Source organism: Rhizobium sophoriradicis (assembly GCF_003939025.1).
GTDB classification, from domain to species: domain Bacteria; phylum Pseudomonadota; class Alphaproteobacteria; order Rhizobiales; family Rhizobiaceae; genus Rhizobium; species Rhizobium sophoriradicis.
Genome location: NZ_RQIH01000005.1, coordinates 1 through 20,990, shown reverse-complemented (window position 1 = coordinate 20,990; position 20,990 = coordinate 1). Strand labels below are relative to the sequence as shown.

Below are 20,990 nucleotides of genomic sequence, written 5' to 3'. Positions count from 1 at the left end.
GCGACGTTTCTTGTCCGCGGCCCAGCCGAAAATCAGGCGCACGCCTTGAAACGCCCGGAAACTGTTCTGGACGCGAGGTTGCGTGACAGATAAGAGGGGGGTCGAATGATGTCAACGGATTTGGCGGATACAGAAAGGCCACAATCCGGTGTTGATGGCTATTTTGAGCTGGAATAGGCGATGCTGACGCCGGCGATGAAACTGTGAAGGGTTATTTGATGTTGAGCACCAATAAATTCGCCCTGCTGGCGTTTGCAACTTTCGTTGCATTCCAGGCTCCGGCCCATGCAGAGGACGCCGTCGTCGCCAAGGTCGGCAATCTGGAGATCCACCAGTCGGAACTCGATCTTGCCGTCGCCAATCTCGATCCGCAGCTGGCGCAGCTTCCCGACGACCAGAAGAAGGTCGCAGCCCTTTCCGCCGCCATCGACGTCAAGCTCCTTGCCGCCGACGCCATCACCGAGAAGCTCGACCAGACCGATGAATTCAAGAAGCGCATGCAGTATCTTTCCGATCGCGAGCTGCACAACGCCTATTTCAAGAAGCATGTCGTCGACACCGTGACCCCTGACGAAATCAAGGCGCGCTACGACAAGGAAGTCGCAGCCCTGCCGAAGCAGGAGGAAGTCCACGCCCGCCATATCCTCGTCAAGACCGAGGACGAAGCCAAGGAGATCATCAAGCAGCTCGACGCCGGCAAGGATTTCGCCGAACTCGCCAAGGAAAAATCCACCGATCCGAACAAGTCGGAAGGCGGCGATCTCGGCTATTTCTCGCGCGGCCGCATGGTCAAGGAATTCGAGGACGCAGCCTTCGCGCTCGAGAAGGGCACCTATTCCAAGACCCCTGTGAAGACCGACTTCGGCTATCATGTCATCAAGGTCGAGGACAAGCGCGACGCTCCGCCGCCGCCTTTCGATCAGGTGCAGGATCAGGTTCGTCAGCTCGTCATGCGCGACAAGTATCTTGCGCTCCTCAACCAGGCCAAGACGTCCGCCAAGATCGAGATATCGGACGAGACGCTGCGCAAGGGTTATGATCAGGCCAACAAGCAGCCGGAACCGGGCAGTGAGCCCGCCCAGCCGGCGCCGCAGCAGTAATATTCGCATCGGGCCCGGTTCTTCCGGGCCCTTCACTATGTTGTCGCATTTCCAGACAGCGATCCGGCTCTAACGCCGCCTGGAAATGCTCATTGGCAGGTTTCATCATGTCCGGTTCCGTCTCTCCGCTTGCTCCGAAATCCTTTGTCGCCATGCCGCCGTTGCGCGGCGTGCGCATGGCGACGGCTTCCGCCGGTATCAAGTACAAGAACCGCACCGACGTGCTGATGATGGTCTTCGACAAGCCGGCCGCCGTCGCAGGGGTCTTTACCCGCTCCAAGTGCCCGTCGGCGCCGGTCGATTTCTGCCGCGCCAACTTGCCGCATGGCAGCGCCCGCGCCGTCGTCGTCAATTCCGGCAATGCCAATGCCTTTACCGGCATGAAGGGCCGCCAGGCGACCGCGCTGACGGCGAAATCGGCCGCGGCGGCCGTCGGCTGCGGTGAGAACGAGGTCTATCTGGCCTCTACCGGCGTCATCGGCGAACCGCTCGACGCCAGCAAATTCTCAGGTGTCCTGGACCGGATGCAGGCCGAGGCCACGGGCGACTTCTGGTTCGAAGCCGCCAAGGCGATCATGACGACGGATACGTATCCGAAGGTTTCGACCCGCAGCGCCGAGATCGGCGGCGTTGCCGTGACGATCAACGGCATCGCCAAGGGCGCAGGCATGATTGCCCCCGACATGGCGACGATGCTCTCCTTCGTTGTGACCGATGCCGACATCGCGCCGGCCGCGCTGCAGGCGCTGCTATCCGATGGCGTCGGCCCGACCTTCAATTCGATGACCGTCGACAGCGACACCTCCACCTCCGACACGCTGATGCTGTTTGCGACGGGTGCGGCGGCCGAGGACGGCCAAGCGCATATCGAACGCGCCGACGATCCCCGCCTTGCCGCCTTTCGCGCCGCTCTCAACGAAGTGCTGAAGGATCTGTCGCTGCAGGTGGTGCGTGACGGCGAGGGCGCCACCAAGATGCTCGAAATCACCGTGTCGGGTGCCGAGAGCGATGCCGCCGCCAAACGTATCGCCCTGTCGATCGCCAATTCGCCGCTGGTCAAGACGGCGGCCGCCGGCGAAGACGCCAATTGGGGCCGGATCGTCATGGCCGTCGGCAAGTCCGGCGAGATGGCCGACCGCGACCGGCTCGCCATCTGGTTCGGTGACGTCAGGGTCGCCGTCAATGGCGAGCGTGATCCCGATTATTCCGAGGAAGCCGCCTCGAATGTGATGAAGGCGCAGGATATCCCCGTTAAAGTCGATATCGGCCTCGGCACTGGTTCGGCAACCGTCTGGACCTGCGACCTCACCAAGGAATATGTTGCGATCAATGGCGACTATCGGAGCTGATCGTTCGTTGGAGCAGGCATCTATTTCCTCGCAGAATTTGCCGCTGGTCCGCAGGCTGGAGGCTGTCGGTTTTCGTGCCTGGCCGGCGGCATCCGTGCAATATGACGGCAGTTGGCAGGTCCGGTTGACGGCCGGCCACCCGTCCAATCGGCTGAACTCCATCGTGCCGCTCGATCCCTCGGACCATCGCGACGTCGAGATCCGCCTGGAAAAGGCGAGCCGCAAGTTCGAGGCCTATGGCCGCGCCGCCGTCGTCCGGCAGACGCCGCTCGCTTCGCCTGTCTTGATCGAGCTTCTCAGCGCGCAGAACTGGACGCGGTTCGACGAAACGGTGGTGATGACCTGCGATCTCATCGAGGCTGCGCTGCCGGATACGCTCGATCATCTGCCGACCCATGACGTCGGCCGTTTCGTCGACGCCAATCTGACGGTCGAGAGGGCGCCGCTGAGCTTGAAGCCGGCGCTTGCCGAAATCATTTCCGCGATCAAGCCGCCGTCGGGCCTTTTCATGATCGAAAATGCGGTAGAGGGACCTCTTGCGACCGTGCTCTGCGTTCAGGACAACGACCTTGCCGGTATCATGTCGCTTTCGGTCTGCGAAACGCGGCGGCGCGAAGGACTAGGCACCGAAATCCTGACTTCGGCGCTGCGCTGGGCCCGCATGCGCAGTGCCCGATCGGCTTGGCTGCAGGTAAAGCTTTCCAATCGCCCGGCGATCGCACTCTATGAGCGCCTCGGTTTTCGCGACGCCTATCATTATTGTTATTGGCAGCGGGAGACGCGATGAGCGAGGCAGGCCGGAAGATATTGCTGGTCGCCGCCTGCGCGCTGATCGATGCCGACGGGCGTATTCTATTGGCACAGCGTCCCGAGGGAAAATCGCTGGCCGGGCTTTGGGAGTTTCCCGGCGGCAAGGTCGAGCCCGGCGAGACGCCGGAGGAGACGCTGGTTCGCGAGCTCGAGGAAGAGCTCGGCATCAAGACGAAGATCGCCTGCCTCGCGCCGCTGACTTTTGCCAGCCATTCCTACGAGACGTTCCATCTGCTGATGCCGCTCTATATCTGCCGGCGCTATGAAGGCATTGCACAGGGCCGCGAGGGGCAGGCGCTGAAATGGGTGCGTGCGGGGGCTCTTCGGGATTACCCGATGCCGCCGGCCGACGAGCCGCTCATCCCGATGCTGCAGGATTTGCTTTAAAGCGCCTCTCGTTGAGCTTGGTCCGTGCGACCCGCCGGCGATTTTTGTTTTGTCGATGTGTCATTATTCTGCAGTCGCCGGACTTTTCCAGGCGCAATGCATTAGCGTTTGCTGATTATTATTGCGCCGTGCTGTTTTCGGCTGTGGATATTAATGGATCGTTTAACACCTTCTGCCAAAGATCGGCCTCAATCAAGCATCTGGCGTGCGTATTTAAAAGGCTTGACCTCATGGACGATGATTTCTGGAAAGCTGTCCGGGAAAAGGAACGGGCTTCGTCTGCCTCGCGCAGGACGGGTGCGCTCAATATCGCCCTTCTCTTTGGCACGGCGGTGGTCGCGCTGACGCTGATCCTGACGCCAATGCTGGCGGATTCTTCGAAGAAAAGCGTCTTTGCAAGCGCTCCGGTGGATTTCGATACGATAACCACCGGATCGATCCCGAACAATGAAAGCGGCAAGCGTTATACGATTCGCCGAAGCGTCCTTCAGGATACGCCCGGGTCGGTCTGCGTCGTCCAGGGATATGGCGTCGGCGCCGGTTGTTGAAAATGCCGGCCATCGCCCGATGGCCTGTATTAATCATTGCAGTCGATTCACGCAGAGGGCTGGGTAATGCGTCTTTTGAAAGCATTTTTTGCGGACGGCACGGGTGCAACGGCGGTCGAATACGGCCTGATCGCCGCCCTCATCTGCACAGCGCTCGTCTCGGGTCTCGGCTTTTTCACCGGCAGCCTGCAGAATGTCTTCAGCCTTCTCAGCAACAACATAACCGTCAATTGAAGAGGCGACCGTCTAGATTGACGAACTGCAGCACGATGGGCTGCGAAAACCGCTGACACTTTTCGATATTATGCCCATGTCGCCCGGAAGTGTGCAGCGGTTCCGGGACAACGACATGCATAAAAACAAAGGGCTTTATTGCCTGAGCTTGTGCTCGTCCACTTTCAGCGCATCGGCAAGGCGTGCCTTGGCCGAACCCGGCCGGAGCGGCTTCTGCTGGCTCTCGTGAGCCGCCCATCCGGACACATAGATGATCGAAAAGGTCGCGCGAATCCGTCCGTCAGGGTCGGAATAGCGCTCGGCATAGATCTCTGCCGCCCGCAGGAAGAAGGCGCGCGTTAGCGGCATGCGGCCGCGGGCTGCGAGCGGATTGCTCATGCCCATGGCTCGGAGATCGCGCATCAGCGGAAAGAGAGAATCATATCGTACTGTATAGGTCTCAGCGTCGATCACCGGCAGGGTGAAGCCGGCGCGCTGCATGAGACTGCCGACATCGCGCACATCGGCGAAGGGGATGACGCGCGGGCTGGCGCCGCCGGTCATTTCAACCTCGGCGGTCAAGAGGGCGTCGCGCAGTTCCTGCAGCGTGCCGGCGCCGGGAATAGCCGCCAGGAACAGGCCGTCCGGTTTCAAGGCACGGCGAATCTGGATGAAAACGCCCGGCGTGTCGTTGGTCAGATGCAGGCTGAGCGGCGCAAGGACGAGATTGGTCGATTGCGGCTCGAGCGGCACATCTTCGAAAGGCGCTTCGATCAGGGTTTCGCCTCGGCCCGCATAGGCCTTTTCGCTCTCGACGCGGATCATCGTGCCGATCTTGCCCGTCGCCATTGCCGCACGGGCCGCTGCACCGGTCGTACCATGCAATTCGACGGCGGTTTCGAAACGCCGCTCGACGACCGCCAGCCTCTCGGCCATTTCCTCTGCCGCGATGTCCAGCAGGAAGGCGGCTTTCAGGTCGTTGTTGGCAAGCGCGCGATGGCGATGTGCGGCGATCAGGTCTCTGTCGAAGATCGTTTCCATGGCGATGTCCATAGTCCCGCCTCGCTGAAGCAGCAAGGCGATTTTCCTTTGAATGAGAACCGGCTACTCTGGGCGGCATGGCACCGATCGATTTCGAGAGACCGGCGGAGTTCCTGCGGACGCAGTTCTTGCGGCCGTTTTCGGCACTTGTCGATTTTCTCTATCCGCCGACTTGTTCCGTCTGCGGTGTTTCCGCCGGCGGCCATCGCGGTTTGTGCGCAAAATGCTGGTCCGGCATCCGCTTCATCGAACGGCCCTATTGCGAGGTGCTCGGCATTCCCTTCTCGCACGATCTCGGCGCCGGCATTCTCAGCGCTGAGGCAATCGCCAATCCGCCGCCTTTCGACCGGTTGCGGTCCGCGGCGACCCACGACCATGCGGTCCGCGACCTCGTGCATGGGCTCAAATATCGCGATCGCACCGATCTGGCGCCGATGATGGCCGGCTGGATGCTGCGCGCCTCCGATGGGACGGTCGAAAGCTGCGATGCGCTGATTCCCGTTCCGCTGCACCGCACCCGCATGCTGACCCGCAAGTTCAACCAGGCTGCCGAACTTGCCCGCCATATGGCAAGGCTTTCCGGCAAGCCGCTGCTTGCCGCCACGCTTGTGCGCGTCAAGCGCACCAGCCAGCAGGTTGGCCTCGGCGCCAAAGCGCGCGAGGACAATGTCAGGGGCGCTTTCGCGATTGCCAAGGGCCGCGAAAACGACATTTTCGGCAAACGCGTCGTCCTTGTCGACGACGTTTATACGACAGGGGCGACGGTTGCCGCCGCAAGCCGGACGCTGCGCAAGGCGGGTGCGGCCGAGATCACGGTTTTGACCTTTGCAAGGGCTCTCTCCGAGCCTATATGACAGAAATACCCGGCATTCCGTCTGGAGATATCATGGTACCCGTCACGATCTATACACGGCAGTTCTGCGGCTATTGCAGCCGCGCCAAGTCCCTTCTTGAAGAAAAGGGCGTCGACTACGTCGAGCACGACGCAACCTATTCCCCGGACCTTCGCCAGGAGATGATCGGCAAGTCGAACGGGCGGACCACCTTCCCGCAGATATTCATCGGCGCCGAACATGTCGGCGGCTGCGACGATCTCTTTGCGCTCGACCGCGCCGGCAAGCTCGATCCGATGCTGGCGGCCTGAGGACGAACCGATGAGTTTCAAGGCTGCCGCCATCCAGATGTGCTCCGGGGTCGATCCGGTCAAGAATGCCGCCGCCATGGCGCGGCTGGTGCGCGAGGCTGCCGCCCAGGGCGCGACCTATGTGCAGACGCCCGAAATGACCGGCATGCTGCAGCGCGACCGCGCCGCGGCGCGCGCCGTGCTTGCCGACGAGGCGCATGACATTATCGTCAAGACCGGCTCCGAGCTTGCCAGGGAGTTCGGCATTCACATGCATGTCGGCTCGACGGCGATCGCGCTTTCCGACGGCAAGATCGCCAATCGCGGTTTCCTGTTTGATCCGGACGGCAGGATCCTCAATCGCTACGACAAGATCCATATGTTCGATGTTGACCTCGACAATGGCGAGAGCTGGCGTGAAAGTGCGGCCTATACGGCCGGCTCGGAGGCGCGCGTCCTGTCGCTGCCCTTTGCAGAAATGGGTTTTGCCATCTGCTACGACGTGCGCTTTCCCGCCCTCTTCCGCGCCCAGGCGATTGCCGGAGCCGAAGTGATGACGGTTCCGGCCGCCTTTACCCGGCAGACGGGCGAAGCGCATTGGGAGATCCTGCTGCGCGCCCGCGCGATCGAGAACGGTGTCTTCGTGATCGCCGCGGCGCAGGCCGGCCGGCACGAGGATGGGCGCGAGACCTTTGGTCATTCGATGATCATCGATCCCTGGGGCACGGTGCTGGCCTCGGCCGGCGCCACTGGAGAGGCGGTCATTCTGGCCGAGATCGATCCCGGCGCGGTCAAGGCTGCACATGACAAGATCCCGAACCTGAGGAACGGCCGGGAATTCTCGGTCGAAAGGATTGCGGGGGCAGTCGCAGGAGGCGTCGCCGCTTGATCCGCTATTCCCTCACCTGCGACAATGCCCATGAATTCGAAGGCTGGTTTTCAGAAAGCGCCGAATTCGACCGTCAGGTCGCGACCGGTTTCCTAACCTGCCCGGTCTGCCATTCCGCCGCCGTCTCCAAGCTGCTGATGGCGCCTTCCGTGTCGACCGCGCGCAAGAAGGACGAGAGGCAGACGCTGGCGATGGATGCGATGCGGCAGGAGGCCCTGCAGAAACTGAAAGAGGCGGTCGCCGCCGTTAAAGCCAACTCCGAGGATGTCGGCACGAAGTTTCCCGAGGAGGCCCGCAAGATCCATTACGGCGAGGCTGATGCCCGTGGCATCATCGGCCAGGCGACTCTCGACGAGGCGCAAGCGCTCGTCGAAGAAGGCATCGAGATCGCTGCTATTCCGGTTCTGCCGGAGGATGTGCACTGATAGTCAGTCTGCGCGGCTGGCCCGAAATGTAGCCGGCTTATGAATGCCGGATCATGCCGGCCGTTTCGCCAGCAGCATATAGTTCACGTCCATATCTCTCGACAGGTTCCACTGGTTCGACAGCGGATTGAAGAAGACGCCCGCGCGGTCGGTGATTTCGAGGCCGCTTGCGGCAAGCGGCCTTTCCAGCTCTTCCGGACGCACGAGCTTTTCATATTGATGGGTGCCGCGCGGCAGCCAGCGCAGGATGTTCTCGGCGGCGAAGATGGCAAGCGCTGCCGCCTTCATCGTGCGGTTGATGGTGGCAACGAAGATCAGGCCGCCGGGGCGGACCATCTTCGCGCAGGTCGTCATGAAGAACTCGACGTCGGCGACGTGTTCCACCACTTCCATGTTCAGGACGATATCGAAGGTTTCGCCGGCCCCGGCGAGTTCCTCGGCGGTGACGGCGCGGTAGTCGACCGAGACGCCGGATGCCTTCGCATGGGTCGAGGCGATGCCGATATTCTTTTCGGACGGATCGGCGCCGACGACGGAGGCGCCCATGCGGGCGACCGGTTCGGACAACAGGCCGCCGCCGCAGCCGATATCGAGGACGCGCAGACCCCCGAGCGGCCGGGGGCTTTTCGGATCGCGGCCGAAATTCTCGCAGGCCTTGTCTCTTATATAGGCAAGCCGAACGGGATTGAATTTGTGCAGCGGTTTGAACTTGCCGGTCGGGCTCCACCATTCCGCCGCCATCGCCGAGAAGCGGTCCACTTCGCCCTGGTCGATCGTGCTTCTGGCGCCTTCCGTCATCGTCCACTCCTTGCGTTCGTCAGATGTGAAGTCGGATGATCACGGGCATAAGTCAAGGGGCGCGAAGCAGGCGACCTGGCAGGCGTGGAGCAGCCCGGCAACTGCTTTTATCGCGCGCGCTTGCCTCCCCCGGCCAAACTCGCTAAGAGACGCCGCAACTTGGGGCCTTTGGGGGCCTGGGCTTTAGAGCGGTTCCAGAATTCGTGGTCCCGGCTCTCTCGCCAACCGGTCACCCCTGGGCTTTCGTGATGCCGGGTCCGGTTTTCCGCTCGCCCGGCGCCAGTCGTGGTAGAGGCATATGGCACGCATCGTAATGAAATTCGGCGGCACGTCCGTCGCTGACCTGGACCGCATCAAGAACGTTGCCCGCCATGTGAAACGTGAAGTCGAGGCTGGCCACGAGGTGGCGGTGGTCGTTTCGGCCATGTCCGGCAAGACCAATGAGCTGGTCGGCTGGGTGCAGGGCACGCCGAAGGTGATCGGCGCCAACTCCCCGTTTTACGATGCGCGGGAATATGATGCGGTCGTTGCCTCCGGCGAGCAGGTGACCTCGGGGCTGCTGGCCATCGCGCTGCAGGCGATGGATATCAACGCGCGCTCCTGGCAGGGTTGGCAGATCCCGATCCGCACCGACAATGCCCATGGTGCGGCGCGCATCCTGGAGATCGACGGTTCCGACATCATCAAGCGCATGGGCGAGGGGCAGGTTGCCGTCATTGCCGGTTTCCAGGGATTGGGACCCGACAACCGCATCGCGACGCTCGGGCGCGGCGGATCGGATACTTCGGCCGTCGCCATCGCGGCCGCTGTCAAAGCGGATCGCTGCGATATCTATACCGATGTCGACGGCGTCTACACGACCGATCCGCGCATCGTGCCGCAGGCGCGCAGGTTGAAGAAGATCGCTTTCGAAGAAATGCTCGAGATGGCCTCGCTCGGCGCCAAGGTGCTGCAGGTGCGCTCGGTCGAGCTTGCCATGGTGCACAAGGTGCGTACCTTCGTGCGCTCGTCTTTCGAAGATCCCGATGCTCCGGGCATGGGCGATCTGTTGAACCCGCCCGGAACGCTGATTTGTGACGAGGATGAAATCGTGGAACAGGAAGTAGTCACCGGCATCGCCTATGCCAAGGATGAGGCTCAGATCTCGCTTCGCCGTCTTGCCGACCGGCCGGGCGTCTCCGCCGCGATCTTCGGGCCGCTTGCCGAATCCCATATCAATGTCGACATGATCGTCCAGAATATTTCCGAGGACGGATCGAAGACCGATATGACCTTCACCGTACCGTCGGGCGACGTCGAGAAGGCGATCAAGGTGCTCGGCGACCATAAGGAGAAGATCGGCTACGACGTCGTGCAGAACGAATCGGGGCTGGTGAAAGTCTCGGTGATCGGTATCGGCATGCGCAGCCATGCCGGCGTGGCAGCGACCGCGTTTCGTGCACTTGCCGAAAAAGGCATCAACATCAAGGCGATCACCACCTCCGAGATCAAGATTTCCATCCTGATCGACGGTCCCTATGCAGAACTCGCTGTCAGGACTTTGCATTCCTGCTACGGTCTGGATAAGAATTGATTCCCAGCGGGCGGCCTGCTCCTTCAGGTTGAGGAGACGAAGGCAGGCCGGCCGGGACAGAGTGCGTTGTTTCGGGAGCTTGAGACGTCATGAGAGACCTTTCCGGCGGTCCGCGCGTGCTGCTCAGGCGGCTGCGCGAGTTGATGGCAGAGCCGCTGGAGCCGCAGGATCGTCTTGACCGGATCGTCCGCCAGATCGCCGGCAACATGGTGGCGGAAGTCTGCTCCGTCTATGTGCTGCGCGCCGACGGCGTGCTCGAACTCTATGCGACCGAAGGCCTCAACCGCGAAGCCGTGCACCTGGCGCAGCTGAAGATGGGCCAGGGCCTCGTCGGCACGATCGCCGCCTCAGCCCAGCCGCTGAACCTTTCCGACGCGCAGTCGCACCCGGCGTTCCGCTACCTGCCGGAGACGGGTGAAGAAATCTACCATTCCTTCCTTGGCGTGCCGATCTTGAGGACCGGGCGGTCGCTCGGCGTTCTCGTCGTGCAGAATAAGGCGAGCCGCAACTATCGCGAAGAAGAGGTGGAAGCGCTCGAGACGACGGCAATGGTGCTTGCCGAGATGATCGCCACCGGCGAGCTCAAGAAGATCACCAAGCCGGGCCTCGAACTCGACCTGACGCGCTCGGTGACCGTCGACGGCGACACCTATAATGACGGTATCGGCCTCGGCTACGTCGTGCTGCACGAGCCGCGCATTGTCGTCACCAACCTTTTGAACGAGGATGCGGAGAAAGAGATCCGGCGGCTGGCGGAAGCCATGGGCTCGCTCAGGATCTCGATCGACGACATGCTGTCGCGTCGCGACGTCTCGATGGAAGGCGAACATCGCGAGGTGCTCGAAACCTACCGCATGTTCGCCCATGACCAGGGCTGGGTACGCAAGCTCGAGGAGGCGATCCGCAACGGCCTGACGGCGGAAGCGGCGGTCGAGAAGGTGCAGAGCGACACCAAAGCGCGGATGATGCGCTTGACCGACCCCTATCTGCGCGAGCGCATGCATGATTTCGAGGATCTGGCAAATCGCCTGCTCAGACAGTTGACCGGTTATACCGGCCGGACGACGGCCGAAGGTTTCCCCAGCGACGCGGTCATCCTGGCGCGTGCCATGGGGGCGGCGGAACTGCTCGATTATCCCAGAGCCAATGTGCGCGGGCTGGTGCTGGAGGAAGGGGCGGTGACGAGCCATGTGGTGATCGTCGCGCGTGCCATGGGCATTCCTGTTATCGGTCAGGCGGCGGGCGTCGTGGCGCTCGCCGAGAACGGCGATGCCGTGATCATCGACGCCGACGAGGGGCATGTGCATCTGCGGCCGATGGCCGATCATCGCCGTTCCTATGAGGAAAAGGTCCGCTTCCGCGCCAGACGGCAGGAGCAGTTCCGGGCCCTGCGCGCCATCGAGCCGGTCACCAAAGACGGCAAGCGGATCTCGTTGATGATGAATGCCGGCCTGCTGGTCGATCTGCCGCAGCTGTCGGAATCGGGTGCAGAGGGCATCGGTCTCTTCCGCACCGAGCTGCAATTCATGATCGCCTCCACCATGCCGAAGGCGGACGAGCAGGAGCAGTTCTACCGCAATGTGATCAAACAGGCGGCCGGCCGCGTCGTCACCTTCCGTACGCTCGATATCGGAGGCGACAAGGTCGTACCCTATTTCCGCGGCCACGAGGAGGAAAACCCGGCACTCGGCTGGCGCGCCATTCGGCTGTCGCTCGACCGGCCGGGACTGCTGCGCACGCAGCTGCGTGCCCTGTTGAAGGCGTCGGCCGACACCGAGCTGAAGCTGATGGTGCCGATGGTAACCGAGGTTTCCGAGCTGAGGATGGTGCGCGAGCTCCTGCAGAAGGAAGTGCAGCATCTCTCGCGCTTCGGCCACGGGCTGCCGCGCAAGCTGCAATTCGGCGCGATGCTAGAGGTGCCGGCGCTGCTCTGGCAGCTCGACGAGCTGATGGAGGCGGTCGATTTCGTTTCGGTCGGTTCGAATGACCTGTTCCAGTTCGCGATGGCCGTCGACCGCGGCAATGCGCGTGTGTCGGACCGCTTCGATCCGCTGGGCAAGCCGTTCTTGCGCATCCTGCGCGACATCGTGCGTGGGGCGGACCGGAACAAGACGCCGGTAACGCTTTGCGGCGAACTTGCCGGCAAGCCGCTTTCGGCAATGGCGCTGCTCGGCATAGGCTTCCGCTCGATTTCGATGTCGCCGGCCTCGATCGGGCCAGTGAAAGCGATGCTGCTCGGGCTCGATGTCGGCGCGCTGGCGAAGGCGATGGATGAAGTGCTGGACGACAACACCGCCATGGTGCCGATGCGCGAGGTGCTTGCCCGCTTCGCCGAGAGCCACAATATTCCCCTTTAGGCATATACGAAGAAGAATCGGAGTGAAGGGTGGCGAAGCTTCCCGTGGAAAAGATGCGCGAGCTGGAACGCCGTTTCGACGAGATCGAAGCGCGTATGTCGGCAGGCCCGGCCGCCGACGTCTACGTCAAGCTCGCATCCGAATATTCCGAGCTGCAGCCTGTCGTCACGAAGATCCGCGCCTATGAGAAGGCGGTCGCCGAGCTTGCCGACCTCGACACGCTGCTCGAGGACAAATCGGTGGATCGCGAGATGCGCGATCTTGCCGAACTCGAGCTGCCCGAGGTGAAGGAGCGGATCGAGGCGCTGGAGCAGGAAATGCAGATCCTCCTTCTGCCGAAGGATGCGGCGGACGAAAAAAGCGCGATCCTGGAAATCCGCGCCGGTACCGGCGGCTCTGAAGCAGCCCTTTTCGCCGGCGATCTCTTTCGCATGTATGAGCGTTTCGCTTCGGAAAAGGGCTGGAAGGTGGAGGTGCTCTCGGCAAGCGAGGGAGAAGCCGGCGGCTACAAGGAAATCATCGCGACGATCACCGGGCGCGGCGTCTTTGCCAAGCTGAAATTCGAATCCGGCGTACACCGCGTGCAGCGTGTGCCGGAAACCGAGGCGGGCGGGCGCATCCATACCTCGGCCGCGACGGTGGCGGTGCTGCCGGAGGCAGAGGAGATCGACATCGAAATCCGGCCGGAAGATATCCGCATCGACACAATGCGCTCCTCCGGCGCCGGCGGCCAGCACGTCAATACGACGGACTCGGCAGTGCGCATCACCCATCTGCCGAGCGGCATCGTCGTCACCAGCTCGGAAAAATCGCAGCATCAGAACCGCGCCAAGGCGATGCAGGTGCTGCGTTCCAGGCTCTACGATGCCGAGCGGCAACGGGCCGACAGCGAACGCTCCGCCGATCGCAAGAGCCAGGTCGGCTCGGGCGATCGCTCGGAACGTATCCGTACCTATAATTTCCCGCAGGGGCGGGTGACGGACCATCGCATCAATCTGACGCTCTATAAGCTCGACCGGATGATGGAGGGTGAGATCGAGGAGGTCGTCGATGCGCTGATGGCCGATTATCAGGCAAGCCAGCTGGCGCAGCTCGGCGAGCAGCTATGAGCGCGACGGTCGGCGATATGCTTGCCGAAGCGCGCCGCCGCTTCACGGAGGCAGGCATCGTCGATCCGGCAACCGATGCGCGGCTGCTGGTCGCGGGCCTTTTGAAACAGTCGTCGACCGAACTGTTGACGCGATCGGCCGAGAAACTTTCTCCTGACCAGCTCGTGATGATTTCCAAGGCGATGGAACGGCGGCTCGACCATGAGCCGGTGCACCGCATTCTTGGCGAGCGGGAATTTTACGGTCTGCCGCTTCAGCTATCGGCAGAAACGCTGGAGCCGCGCCCGGATACGGAAATCCTGGTCGATACGGTGCTTGCCTATCTCAAGGACCTTGCAAAGGTGCACGGCCATCTCCATATTCTTGATATCGGAACCGGGACCGGGGCGATATGCCTTGCGCTTTTGAGCGAGTGTCCTGAGGCGTCAGGTATCGGTAGCGACATATCGGCGGATGCCCTTGGAACGGCAAGATCAAACGCGGAAAGAAACGGATTGCAGGATCGCTTTCAGGCCGTACAGTCGAGATGGTTCGAGGACATCCAGGGCTCCTTTCACGCGATTGTCTCAAATCCGCCCTATATTGCCTCCAATGTCATTCACGATCTCGCTCCCGAAGTGACGAAATTTGATCCGGTTGCGGCTCTGGATGGCGGCCCGGATGGGCTTGACGCCTACCATGCCATAGCCAAGGATGCGGCAAGGTTCATGAGGCCCGATGGGGTTCTCGGACTGGAAATCGGCTACGATCAGCGAAACGATGTGACGGCGATCTTCGAAGCGAAAGGCTTCAGCTGCCTCAAATCCGTGAAAGATTATGGTCAGAACGACAGGGCGCTCATTTTCGCGCTCGCGTAAAAGGCGATAATAGCGGCATCGGACGGGACATTATTGTTATTGCGAAGAAAAGGCTTGGATTTCCCAGGGAAGCAATATAGGTTGCGGACACGTGTTGGGCAGAGAGGAATGAACGAGATTCGTTCGGTACTTGGTTTGCCTCGGGGGTCCGCTCTTTTAAACGAGAGTTTCAACGGTTGAACACGACCCAACGCGTGAATCAGTCAAACTGACTTGAGAACCAAGCGGCAGGTCGGCGCAGAGGCGCAGTATGCTCGCGGCACAAAGGTCCTGACCCGGTTTTCCGGTCATGGCGGTTGGTGCCATGTATCCATCACAAACAGAGAATTCAGGTGAACGATCTATGAGGCCAGGACAGCAAAACAAGCGCGGTCGAGGGCGTGGTAACAACAATAACAATGGCGGCGGTGGAAATAACAATAACAACAATTTCAACCGCAAGGGCGGCAATCCGCTGACCCGGACCTATGACAGCTCCGGCCCCGACGTGAAAATTCGCGGTACTGCCCAGCATATTGCCGAGAAATACGCGCAACTTGCCCGTGACGCCCAGAGCTCCGGCGACCGCGTGATGGCCGAGAACTATCTTCAGCACGCCGAACATTACAATCGGATCATCGCCAGCGCCCAGGCGCAGATGCAGGAGCGTTTCCAGCGCGACGATCGCGGCGAATACAATGACCGTGACGCGGCGGATCGCGACGGCGACGATATTGATAACAACGACAATGACGGCGATGATGTCGTTATCGTTCAGCCGCCGCAGAGCAGGCAGCCGCAGGCACAGCCGCAGCCGGCTCCCGCTCCGGCACCTCAGCCCGAGGTCATCGATGGAACCGGTCCGCAGCCGGAGATCGAAGGCATTCCCGCCGAGGTCGCCATGGATGAGGAAGGTTCCGCCGGCCAGCCGCGCGAACGCCAGCCTCGCCGCCGCAGCGCCGGCAACCGTCCCCGTCGCCCGCGTCGTGGCGCAGAAGGCGATGCAGCCTCGGAAGGGGAGGGCGCTTCCGCAGAGGCGCCTGTTCTGGCCGACGCCACATCGGAGTGAGGGATTTCGTCTCTCCTTCGGGAAGAGGCGGGACGTTCATCATCTGCTCGGATTTGCTTGAAAATCCCCGGCCCAGTGCCGGGGTTTTTCATTTTACGGGCTCTTTAAACTCTTGGAACAGGCTACCATATTCCCCTCGAACTGCTTTGCCCAAATCGACAGACGGGCAAGCGCGGCCTGCCTTTTCAGGGGGTCGATCTCAATCATCGGTCTGCGCCTCGTGAGGGCAGGACGATCCATGGAGGTGGAATATGAATATCGAGAAATATTCGGAGCGGGTGCGCGGTTTCATCCAATCGGCGCAGACCTATGCGCTGGCGCAGGGTCATCAGCAATTTTCGCCCGAGCACGTGCTGAAAGTCCTGCTTGACGATGATCAGGGCATGGCGGCGTCGCTGATCGAGCGCGCCGGCGGCGATCCCAAGGCTGCCCGCCTTGCCAATGACGCCGCCCTTGCCAAAATGCCAAAGATCTCAGGCGGCAACGGCAACATCTATCTGGCGCAGCCGCTTGCCAAGGTGCTTTCGACCGCCGAAGAGGCGGCGAAGAAGGCCGGCGACAGCTTCGTGACGGTGGAACGCCTGCTGCAGGCGCTGGCGATCGAATCCTCGGCGTCGACCTTTGCGACGCTGAAGAATGCCGGCGTCACGGCTCAGGGCCTGAACCAAGTCATTAACGATATCCGCAAGGGCCGGACGGCCGATTCTTCCAACGCCGAGCAGGGTTTCGATTCTCTGAAGAAATTCGCGCGTGATCTGACCGGCGAAGCTCGCGAGGGCAAGCTCGATCCGGTCATCGGCCGCGACGACGAGATCCGCCGCACCATCCAGGTCCTGTCCCGCCGCACCAAGAACAACCCGGTGCTGATCGGCGAGCCCGGCGTCGGTAAGACGGCGATCGTCGAAGGTTTGGCGCTGCGGATCGTCAACGGCGACGTACCGGAATCGCTGAAGGACAAGAAGCTGATGGCGCTCGACATGGGCGCCCTGATTGCCGGCGCGAAGTATCGCGGCGAATTCGAAGAGCGGCTGAAGGCCGTGCTCAACGAAGTGCAGGCGGAGAACGGTGAGATCATCCTGTTCATCGACGAGATGCACACGCTGGTCGGCGCTGGCAAGGCGGACGGGGCGATGGATGCCTCCAACCTGCTGAAGCCTGCGCTAGCCCGCGGCGAGCTGCACTGCGTCGGCGCGACCACGCTCGACGAATATCGCAAACATGTCGAGAAGGATCCAGCGCTTGCCCGCCGCTTCCAGCCCGTCGTCGTCGACGAGCCGACGGTCGAAGACACGATCTCGATCCTGCGCGGCCTGAAGGAAAAATACGAGCAGCATCACAAGGTGCGCATCGCCGATGCAGCACTTGTCGCCGCCGCGACGCTGTCCAACCGCTATATCACCGACCGCTTCCTGCCCGACAAGGCGATCGATCTGATGGATGAGGCGGCGGCGCGGCTGCGCATGCAGGTGGATTCCAAGCCGGAGGAGCTCGACGAGCTCGACCGCCGCATCATCCAGCTGAAGATCGAGCGCGAGGCGCTGAAGAAGGAAACCGACGTCGCTTCCGCCGATCGGCTGAAGCGGCTGGAGACCGAACTTACCAGTCTTGAAGAGGAAGCCGATGCGCTGACAGCCCGCTGGCAGGCGGAAAAGCAGAAGCTCGGCCTTGCCGCCGATCTCAAGAAGCAGCTCGACGATGCCCGCAACGAACTCGCGATTGCCCAACGCAAGGGTGAGTTTCAGCGCGCCGGCGAGCTGACCTATGGCGTCATTCCGGACCTTGAAAAGCAGCTCGTCGAAGCCGAGAAGCAGGATGGTGAGCGCGGCGCGATGGTTCAGGAGGTGGTGATCCCCGACAACATCGCTCATGTCGTTTCCCGCTGGACCGGCATCCCCGTCGACAAGATGCTGGAGGGCGAACGCGACAAGCTGCTTCGTATGGAAGACGAGCTGGGGAAATCGGTGATCGGCCAGGGTGATGCGGTTCAGGCCGTGTCGCGCGCGGTCCGCCGCGCCCGCGCCGGCCTGCAGGATCCGAACCGGCCGATCGGCTCGTTCATCTTCCTCGGCCCGACCGGCGTCGGCAAGACGGAGCTCACCAAAGCGCTCGCCCGCTTCCTGTTCGACGACGAAACGGCGATGGTGCGCATGGATATGTCGGAATATATGGAGAAACACTCCGTTGCCCGGCTGATCGGCGCCCCTCCCGGCTATGTCGGTTATGACGAAGGTGGAGCGCTGACGGAAGCGGTGCGCCGCAGGCCTTATCAGGTCGTGCTGTTCGATGAAATCGAGAAGGCGCATCCCGACGTCTTCAACATCCTGCTGCAGGTGCTGGACGACGGACGTCTGACCGACGGCCAGGGGCGGACGGTCGATTTCCGCAACACGATGATCATCATGACCTCGAACCTCGGCGCCGAATATCTGACGCAGCTCAAGGATGGTGACGACAGCGACACGGTTCGCGAACAGGTGATGGAGGTCGTGCGCGGGCATTTCCGGCCGGAATTTCTGAACCGTATCGACGAGATCATCCTCTTCCATCGCCTGAAGCGTGAGGAAATGGGCGCGATTGTCGATATCCAGCTGAAGCGGCTGGTGGCCCTGTTGTCGGAGCGCAAGATCGTCATCGATCTCGATGAGGACGCCCGCCACTGGCTGGCGAACAAGGGGTATGATCCGGTCTACGGCGCAAGGCCGCTGAAGCGGGTGATCCAGAAATTCGTGCAGGATCCGCTGGCCGAGCAGATTCTGTCCGGCCAGGTGCCGGATGGATCGACGGTGAAGGTGACAAACGGGTCGGACCGGCTGCAGTTCCGGTCACGGCAGACGGTCAGCGAAGCGGCATAGCCTGAGCTGTCAGAGGAATGAGAAATGGCGGCCTTGGCCGCCATTTTTTGTGGGTCGAGACGCCCCGGCAGTTCATCAGCCTGCCGGCTGCGGCGGCGATTACTTGCTCGCCACCTGATCCGGTGTCTGGTTGTTCAACAGCGTATCGATGCGCTTGCGCTCATCCTCGAACTTTGCCAGTGCCTCGCCCTGCAAGGATTTGCCGCCTGGCAGGCGAATGCGCAGGGGGTCGACCTTGGTGCCGTTGACGATCAGCTCGTAATGCAGATGCGGGCCGGTGGATTCGCCCGTCGTGCCAACCCAGCCGATCACCTGGCCCTGGCGGATCTTGGCGCCGGGCACGACGCCTTTGGCGATGGCGCTTTGGTGATTGTAGGAGGATTCATAACCGTTCGCATGGCGAATGATCGTCTGGTTGCCATAGCCGCCGGAATCCCACCCGGCCTTCTCGACCGTGCCGTTACCAGCAGCGATGATTGCTGTGCCGCGGGGTGCCGCCCAATCGACGCCGGTATGCATGCGGGCAAAACCGAGGATCGGGTGCCGGCGCATGCCGAAGCCGGATTTGAAGATGCCGTTCGGGACCGGGTTGCGCAGCAGGAACTGGCGGATGCTCTTGCCGTTCTCGTCGAAATAATCGACCGTGCCGTCCTCAGGATCCTGGAAGCGATAGAAGCGCGTCTGCGTATCGCCGAAACGGGCGTTGACGTAGAGAAGTTCGGAATCCGCAGTCGCCTGGCCGGCACTGTCGGCGACGGAGAAGAAGGCCTCGAGCGTATCCGTCGGTCGCAGCTGCGCCTGGAAATCGACATTGCTGGCGAGCAGCTTGATGATCAGCGCGGTCATATCCTTGGTCATGCCGTAGGAAAGGGCAGCGCGAAAGATGCCGTCATAAACGCGCGGCAGGTTCTGGCCGGGCGGCGGGGCGAAGGAATTGTCATCAAAAGCTGTGGCGATGGCATCCAGCATCGGCGGCTCGCTACCGGGCACATATTTGCCCTTGTCGTCGACGGCCACCGTGACGAGATGGCGGGTGCCGCGATAGACGCTCGCCCGGATGATCTTTGCCTGTTCACCTTTCTGGATGATGCCGATGCGCAGCACGTCGCCTTTTTCGAGGTCACTGGCTCCCAACTGCTCGGCGATGATGCCGGCAATGCCATCGGCATATTGCTGCGGATAACCGGAATCTGTCAGCGCCTTGGCGATTGGTGCGTCGACGCGCACCGGCAGGATGTCGTCGGCGAATTCTTCGGTCTGCGGCGTGATCGATTCCGGTGCCGAGACCGTCATGTTCTGCTCGAGCACGCGGGCGGAGAGACCGGCGGTCAGATCGACATCGGCATCCTCGTTGGAGAAACGACGCGGGTCGACGTAATAGAGCGCCGCGAGCTGCGTGTTGCCGTCGGTCAGCACGGAACCGTTGGAGCGGACATTCTCTTCGACCTCCTCCAGTGACAGGCCGGAGGCCATCTTCATACCGGTCTTGCCGGTCGGGAAGGCAATGGTTTTCAGGCTGACTTCGGATTCAACGTCGGAGCCATAAATCGCGCCGGTGCGGCTTTGCGGGGCAGGCTGCGGCTCGTCGGCGGAGAAGATCGCCAGGGGATCGAAGTCGGGATAGTCCTCTGTCGCGACATGGTTGGCGGCCAGCGTCATCTTCACATGCGCGAAGGGCTGGCGGCGCACGACCTCCTTTTCGCCGTCGTGGACGACGGTCGACACTTCCATGATCGCCCGGTCTGACGGTTTTGCGGCGATTGCGGGCGCGATCAGCCGGCCACCGCGGACGACGGTCGTATCCTCATGCGCCGCAGCGGCAGCACTCGCATAGGCTTCGGCAGGGATCGCCAGCTGCTGGCGGCCATCAAGCGCGGCAAACAGGGCCACTCCCATCAGAACGGAAGATGTAATGCCGGTGAGGAACGTGCCCGAGAGCCAGCGCAAGGAAACCTCGCGCTTGTCAGGCGCGCGCCTGCCGTCGGCCAGAAGCGGAGGCTCGTTGCCCAACGAGCGGATCATCATTTTCTCCGTCATCATGGCAGTCGGGTCCGCATCCTTACATTTGGCGTCTCTGGGAGCATTTCCTGGCCATCCTGGCTGGGGCGAAAGATGTGCATATTTTGGGCATGGAAGTCAAATCAGCCACGGAAAGGCAGTCTGCGCGCATTTGCCTGTGTGAATCATGTGTCTCTTAAGACCAGCAGATTGTGATCATGTCGGGGCGCGGGAGACGAAAGAGGCGTTCTTTCCCGGGAAAAGTCGAAGAATGTTCACTTCTCCTGCGCCGTGAGGCCGGTCGGAATCCGGGGAACGATCGCATCTGAGCGTAGGTCGAAATTTCGTCTGCAAAAACAACGCCATGCAAGAAAAATGATTTTTTTCGAAAAGCGCTGTTGACTTGGAAAAGGGGTTGGTTCTATAAGCCCACTCACTGAACGAGGGCGGCGGCGCTGCTGGCGACGAAGTCTCTCGCTCTAAAGAAACTCAAGCGGATTAGCGATTGCTGGT

The 20,990-nt window shown here is 61.7% G+C and carries 19 protein-coding genes; 16 read left to right on the top strand and 3 right to left on the bottom strand.

Features of this window, described 5'->3' with window-relative positions; all coding sequences use genetic code 11:
• Positions 1 to 218 precede the first annotated feature (218 nt).
• From EFR00_RS09110 to EFR00_RS09085, 6 genes are all read left to right on the top strand, one after another.
• A complete protein-coding gene (locus EFR00_RS09110; RefSeq protein ID WP_077991990.1) occupies positions 219 to 1,100 on the top strand; it encodes a peptidylprolyl isomerase in 882 nt (293 codons plus the stop codon).
• Between the two features lie 107 nt (positions 1,101 to 1,207).
• A complete protein-coding gene (gene argJ, locus EFR00_RS09105) occupies positions 1,208 to 2,449 on the top strand; it encodes a bifunctional glutamate N-acetyltransferase/amino-acid acetyltransferase ArgJ (RefSeq protein WP_077992424.1) in 1,242 nt (413 codons plus the stop codon).
• Positions 2,430 to 3,236 carry a GNAT family N-acetyltransferase gene (locus tag EFR00_RS09100; RefSeq protein WP_077991988.1) on the top strand — a complete coding sequence of 269 codons (807 nt, stop codon included), beginning with the start codon at positions 2,430 to 2,432 and terminating at the stop codon, positions 3,234 to 3,236. Before argJ ends, EFR00_RS09100 begins: the two co-directional genes overlap by 20 nt.
• Positions 3,233 to 3,646, top strand: a complete 414-nt coding sequence (mutT, locus tag EFR00_RS09095; RefSeq protein ID WP_009995355.1) for an 8-oxo-dGTP diphosphatase MutT — start codon at positions 3,233 to 3,235, stop codon at positions 3,644 to 3,646. The genes EFR00_RS09100 and mutT overlap by 4 nt, the downstream gene beginning before the upstream one ends.
• Before the next feature lie 230 nt (positions 3,647 to 3,876).
• Positions 3,877 to 4,194 (top strand): hypothetical protein, encoded by a 318-nt coding sequence (locus EFR00_RS09090; protein WP_009995353.1) that lies wholly within the window; start codon positions 3,877 to 3,879, stop codon positions 4,192 to 4,194.
• 66 nt (positions 4,195 to 4,260) lie between these two features.
• Positions 4,261 to 4,428 carry a Flp family type IVb pilin gene (locus EFR00_RS09085; protein ID WP_009995351.1) on the top strand — a complete coding sequence of 56 codons (168 nt, stop codon included), beginning with the start codon at positions 4,261 to 4,263 and terminating at the stop codon, positions 4,426 to 4,428.
• A gap of 135 nt (positions 4,429 to 4,563) precedes the next feature.
• Here EFR00_RS09085 and EFR00_RS09080 read toward each other — a convergent pair whose 3' ends face one another.
• Positions 4,564 to 5,448 (bottom strand): methyltransferase domain-containing protein, encoded by an 885-nt coding sequence (locus EFR00_RS09080; RefSeq protein ID WP_077992422.1) that lies wholly within the window; start codon positions 5,446 to 5,448, stop codon positions 4,564 to 4,566.
• Between the two features lie 77 nt (positions 5,449 to 5,525).
• On the opposite strand from EFR00_RS09080, the gene EFR00_RS09075 reads away from it, so the two are divergent.
• The 4 genes from EFR00_RS09075 to EFR00_RS09060 are packed head-to-tail and all read left to right on the top strand — an operon-like array spanning position 5,526 to position 7,885.
• Positions 5,526 to 6,302, top strand: coding sequence for a ComF family protein (locus EFR00_RS09075; protein ID WP_077991985.1), 777 nt, complete (start codon positions 5,526 to 5,528; stop codon positions 6,300 to 6,302).
• A gap of 32 nt (positions 6,303 to 6,334) precedes the next feature.
• Entirely contained in the window at positions 6,335 to 6,592 is a 258-nt protein-coding gene (grxC, locus tag EFR00_RS09070; protein WP_010002303.1) for a glutaredoxin 3, read from the top strand.
• Between the two features lie 10 nt (positions 6,593 to 6,602).
• Positions 6,603 to 7,460, top strand: a complete 858-nt coding sequence (locus EFR00_RS09065; protein WP_077991983.1) for a carbon-nitrogen hydrolase family protein — start codon at positions 6,603 to 6,605, stop codon at positions 7,458 to 7,460.
• Positions 7,457 to 7,885 carry a DUF1178 family protein gene (locus EFR00_RS09060; protein ID WP_077991982.1) on the top strand — a complete coding sequence of 143 codons (429 nt, stop codon included), beginning with the start codon at positions 7,457 to 7,459 and terminating at the stop codon, positions 7,883 to 7,885. Before EFR00_RS09065 ends, EFR00_RS09060 begins: the two co-directional genes overlap by 4 nt.
• Before the next feature lie 51 nt (positions 7,886 to 7,936).
• On the opposite strand, the gene ubiG is transcribed toward EFR00_RS09060, so the two are convergent.
• A complete protein-coding gene (gene ubiG / locus EFR00_RS09055) occupies positions 7,937 to 8,683 on the bottom strand; it encodes a bifunctional 2-polyprenyl-6-hydroxyphenol methylase/3-demethylubiquinol 3-O-methyltransferase UbiG (protein ID WP_077991981.1) in 747 nt (248 codons plus the stop codon).
• A 298-nt stretch (positions 8,684 to 8,981) separates the two neighbouring features.
• Between ubiG and EFR00_RS09050 the strand changes: the two genes are divergently transcribed.
• The 6 genes from EFR00_RS09050 (at position 8,982) to clpB (ending at position 18,479) form a co-directional block, all read left to right on the top strand.
• The gene (locus EFR00_RS09050; protein WP_038691540.1) at positions 8,982 to 10,256 is read left to right on the top strand and encodes an aspartate kinase; all 1,275 of its coding nucleotides are present in this window, start codon (positions 8,982 to 8,984) and stop codon (positions 10,254 to 10,256) included.
• A gap of 89 nt (positions 10,257 to 10,345) precedes the next feature.
• On the top strand, positions 10,346 to 12,613 hold the full coding sequence (gene ptsP / locus EFR00_RS09045) for a phosphoenolpyruvate--protein phosphotransferase (RefSeq protein ID WP_039622440.1): 2,268 nt from the start codon (positions 10,346 to 10,348) through the stop codon (positions 12,611 to 12,613).
• A gap of 29 nt (positions 12,614 to 12,642) precedes the next feature.
• Complete coding sequence (gene prfA / locus EFR00_RS09040; protein WP_077991980.1) at positions 12,643 to 13,722, top strand: peptide chain release factor 1; 1,080 nt, start codon at positions 12,643 to 12,645, stop codon at positions 13,720 to 13,722.
• On the top strand, positions 13,719 to 14,579 hold the full coding sequence (gene prmC / locus EFR00_RS09035; protein WP_077991975.1) for a peptide chain release factor N(5)-glutamine methyltransferase: 861 nt from the start codon (positions 13,719 to 13,721) through the stop codon (positions 14,577 to 14,579). The genes prfA and prmC overlap by 4 nt, the downstream gene beginning before the upstream one ends.
• 343 nt (positions 14,580 to 14,922) lie before the next feature.
• Positions 14,923 to 15,627, top strand: coding sequence for a DUF4167 domain-containing protein (locus EFR00_RS09030; protein ID WP_077991972.1), 705 nt, complete (start codon positions 14,923 to 14,925; stop codon positions 15,625 to 15,627).
• 251 nt (positions 15,628 to 15,878) lie between these two features.
• On the top strand, positions 15,879 to 18,479 hold the full coding sequence (gene clpB, locus EFR00_RS09025) for an ATP-dependent chaperone ClpB (protein ID WP_077991971.1): 2,601 nt from the start codon (positions 15,879 to 15,881) through the stop codon (positions 18,477 to 18,479).
• A 99-nt stretch (positions 18,480 to 18,578) separates the two neighbouring features.
• On the opposite strand, the gene EFR00_RS09020 is transcribed toward clpB, so the two are convergent.
• Complete coding sequence (locus tag EFR00_RS09020; RefSeq protein WP_077991970.1) at positions 18,579 to 20,519, bottom strand: M23 family metallopeptidase; 1,941 nt, start codon at positions 20,517 to 20,519, stop codon at positions 18,579 to 18,581.
• Positions 20,520 to 20,990: the final 471 nt, after the last annotated feature.